Source organism: Bradyrhizobium macuxiense (assembly GCF_001542415.1).
GTDB classification, from domain to species: Bacteria; Pseudomonadota; Alphaproteobacteria; order Rhizobiales; family Xanthobacteraceae; genus Bradyrhizobium; species Bradyrhizobium macuxiense.
Genome location: NZ_LNCU01000018.1, coordinates 1 through 2951, shown reverse-complemented (window position 1 = coordinate 2951; position 2951 = coordinate 1). Strand labels below are relative to the sequence as shown.

The following is a 2951-nucleotide window of genomic DNA, read 5'->3' as shown; positions in this document are numbered from 1 at the left end:
CCGGCGCTGCCGATCAGCACCAGATAGAGCAGCAGCATCGTCGCCGAATGCCGGATCACGAAGGATGCCGCCGCCGCATAGCCATGCGCCAGCCGGTCGAATATGCGGTTGAAGACGCCGGTGAAGGCGGACCAGCCGCGCGCGATCAGGTTCCAGCGTGCCGCCGGCCGCTTCGCCTCATGCGGAACGAGTATCCGCGAGGCCAGCGCCGGCGACAGCGTCAACGAGCAGAAGCAGGAGATCGCGGTCGCGACCGCGATCGTCACGGCGAATTGCTGGAAGAACTGCCCGGAGATGCCGCCGAGGAATGCGGTCGGCACGAACACCGCGCACAGCACGAGCGCGATCGAGACCAGCGCGCCTCCGACCTCCTCCATGGTCTTGAGTGCGGCTTCGCGCCGGCTCAGGCCATGCTCGAGATGCCGCTCGACATTCTCGACCACCACGATCGCGTCGTCGACCACGATGCCGACCGCGAGCACGAGGCCGAACAAAGTGAGGTTGTTGATGCCGAAGCCGAGCGCCGCCATCGCCGCAAAGGTGCCGACCAGCGAAACCGGGATGGCGACGATCGGGATGATCGCGGGCCGCCAGCCCTGCAGGAACACCAGCACCACGACGACCACGAGGATCATCGCCTCATAGATCGTCTTGATCAGCTCGTGGATCGATTGGGCGATGAACTCGGTCGGGTTGTAGCCGATATTGTAGTCGAGGCCCTTGGGGAAGCTCGTCTTGAGCTTCGCCATGGTGTCGTAGATGCTCTTGGAGGTCGCCAGCGCATTCGATCCCGGCCGCTGCGTCACCAGCATCGCCACCGCCGACTTCTTCAGCAGGAAGCTGTTGGTGGTGTAGGCCAGCGCGCCGAGCTCGACCCGGGCGACGTCGCGCAATCGCACGGTGCGGCCGTCGCTGCCGGCCTTGACCACGATGTTCTCGAATTGCGAGACATCCTTGAGCCGGCCGGTGAAGGCGAGATTCGGCGAAAACGCGCGATCCGCGATCGGCGGCTCGGCGATCTGGCCGCCGGCGATCTGCAGGTTCTGGGCCCTGACCGCCGCGATGACGTCGGTCGACGTCATGCCGAGATTGGCGATCTTGTCGGGGTCGAGCCACAGCCGCATCGAATAGTCGCGGGCGCCGAACATCTGGATGTCGCCGACGCCGTCAAGCCGCAAGAGCTGGTCGCGCACCTGCAGCAGCGCATAGTTGGAGATGTAGAGCTGGTCGAACGTATCGTCCGGCGACAGCATGAACACGACGAGCAGGATGTCCGGCGAGTTCTTGCGCGTGACGACGCCGTTGCGCTGCACCTCTTCGGGCAATTGCGGCTGCGCGATCGCGACGCGGTTCTGCACCAGCACCTGGGCCTTGTCGAGGTCGGTGCCGAGCTTGAACGTGACGGTGATGGTCAATTGGCCGTTCGAGGTTGCCTGGCTGTACATGTACAGCATGTCCTCGACGCCGTTGATCTGCTGCTCGATCGGAGCGGCGACGGTATCGGACACGGTCTGCGCCGAGGCGCCCGGATATTGCGTGGTCACCGTGACGGTCGGCGGCACCACTTGCGGATATTCCGAGACCGGCAGCGTGCCATAGGCGATCGCGCCCACGATCAGGAGCACGATCGACAGCACCATCGCGAGGATGGGCTGGTTGATGGAAAGCCTGCCGAGATTCATGGCTTCGCACCTGCCGGGGCCTTGGCACCTGCCGCGGGCGTGGCCCCCTCAGGGGCCTTTGCGGCTTGCGGGGTCACCTTGGCGCCGACCCGGGCGCGCTGAATGCCGTCGACGATGACGTGATCCTCCGCCCTGAGACCTTCGCGGATCACCCGCAGGCCGTCATCGAGCGGCCCGAGCACGACGGGCCTCGCCTCCACCGTGTTGTCGTCCTTGACCACGAACACGATCTTGCGCGACTGGTCGGTGACGATGGCGGCATCCGGAACCAGCAGCGCCTCGTAGGGCGCGGAGCCGATGATCCGGACCCGGCCGAATTGCCCGGGCAGGATCGAGAGGTCCTTGTTGGGGATGATGGCGCGGCTGCGCAGCGTCGCGGTCGAGACGTCCAGGCGGTTGTCGAGGAAGTCCATCGTGCCGTCATGGGAGGGCTTGGTCTCGCCGGTCAAGGACACCTGCACCGGGTTCGGCGTGTCGCGCGAGCTTGGCCGCTTGCCTTCGAACCAGAGCTTGCTGTTGCGCTGATAGGTCGCCTCGTCGACGTCGAAATAGATGTAGATCGGATCGAGCGATACGATCGAGGTCAGCAGCGTCGCGCCGCTGTCGGCGCCCTGCACGAGGTTGCCGGGGGTCACCAGATGGCGGCTGACGCGGCCGGTGATCGGCGCCAGCACATGGGTGAATTCGACATTGAGCTGGGCGGCCTTCAGCGCGCCTTCGGCCTGCGTCTCGGCGGCGTGGGCCGCCTGCAAGGCCTGGCGGCGCTGGTCGACGACCTGCTCGGAGACTGCACTGGTCTGCACCAGGTTCAAGCCACGGTCGAGCTCGCGCTTGGCAAGCTCCGCCTTGGCGCGCGCATCGGCAAGCTGCCCCTCTGCCTGCAGCGCGACCGCCTCGAACGGGCGCGGGTCGATGGTGTAGAGCAGATCGCCGGCATGGACGATCGCGCCGTCCTTGAACTCGACGGTGTTGACGAAGCCGCCGACGCGGGCGCGGACCTGAACCTCCTCGATCGCCTCGAAGCGGCCGGTGAACTCGTCCCAGTCGGTCACCGTGCGCCTGACCGGCTGCGCCACCGTCACGGGCGGCGGCGGAGGCGCGGCCGCCTGCGATTGTGCCTTGTCATCGCAGCCGCCGAGCGCCAGCGCGAACAGCAGGCCGAACGGCGCAAGGCCGCATCGTGCAAAGCGGCGAAACGAACCGCAATCGAGTCGGGTCGCCGGAGCCGGATGCTCCGCTTTGTCAGTCGCACTCATTCCGTCTCCCCAA

At 66.4% G+C, this 2951-nt stretch carries 2 protein-coding genes; both read right to left on the bottom strand.

Annotated elements, in window-relative coordinates; all coding sequences use genetic code 11:
- Nucleotides 1-1682, bottom strand: a 1682-nt coding sequence (locus AS156_RS03800; RefSeq protein WP_136625990.1) for an efflux RND transporter permease subunit, incomplete at its 3' end; no start/stop codon positions are given.
- Nucleotides 1679-2938: an efflux RND transporter periplasmic adaptor subunit gene (locus AS156_RS03795; protein ID WP_066500214.1), complete on the bottom strand. Its 1260-nt coding sequence runs from the start codon at nt 2936-2938 to the stop codon at nt 1679-1681. The genes AS156_RS03800 and AS156_RS03795, both read right to left, overlap by 4 nt.
- Between the last annotated feature and the right edge of the window lie 13 nt (nt 2939-2951).

Excerpts from the sequence above, each read along its gene's own strand:
- AS156_RS03795 (WP_066500214.1), bottom strand. The coding sequence starts at position 2,938 with ATGAGTGCGACTGACAAAGCGGAGCATCCGGCTCCGGCGACCCGACTC.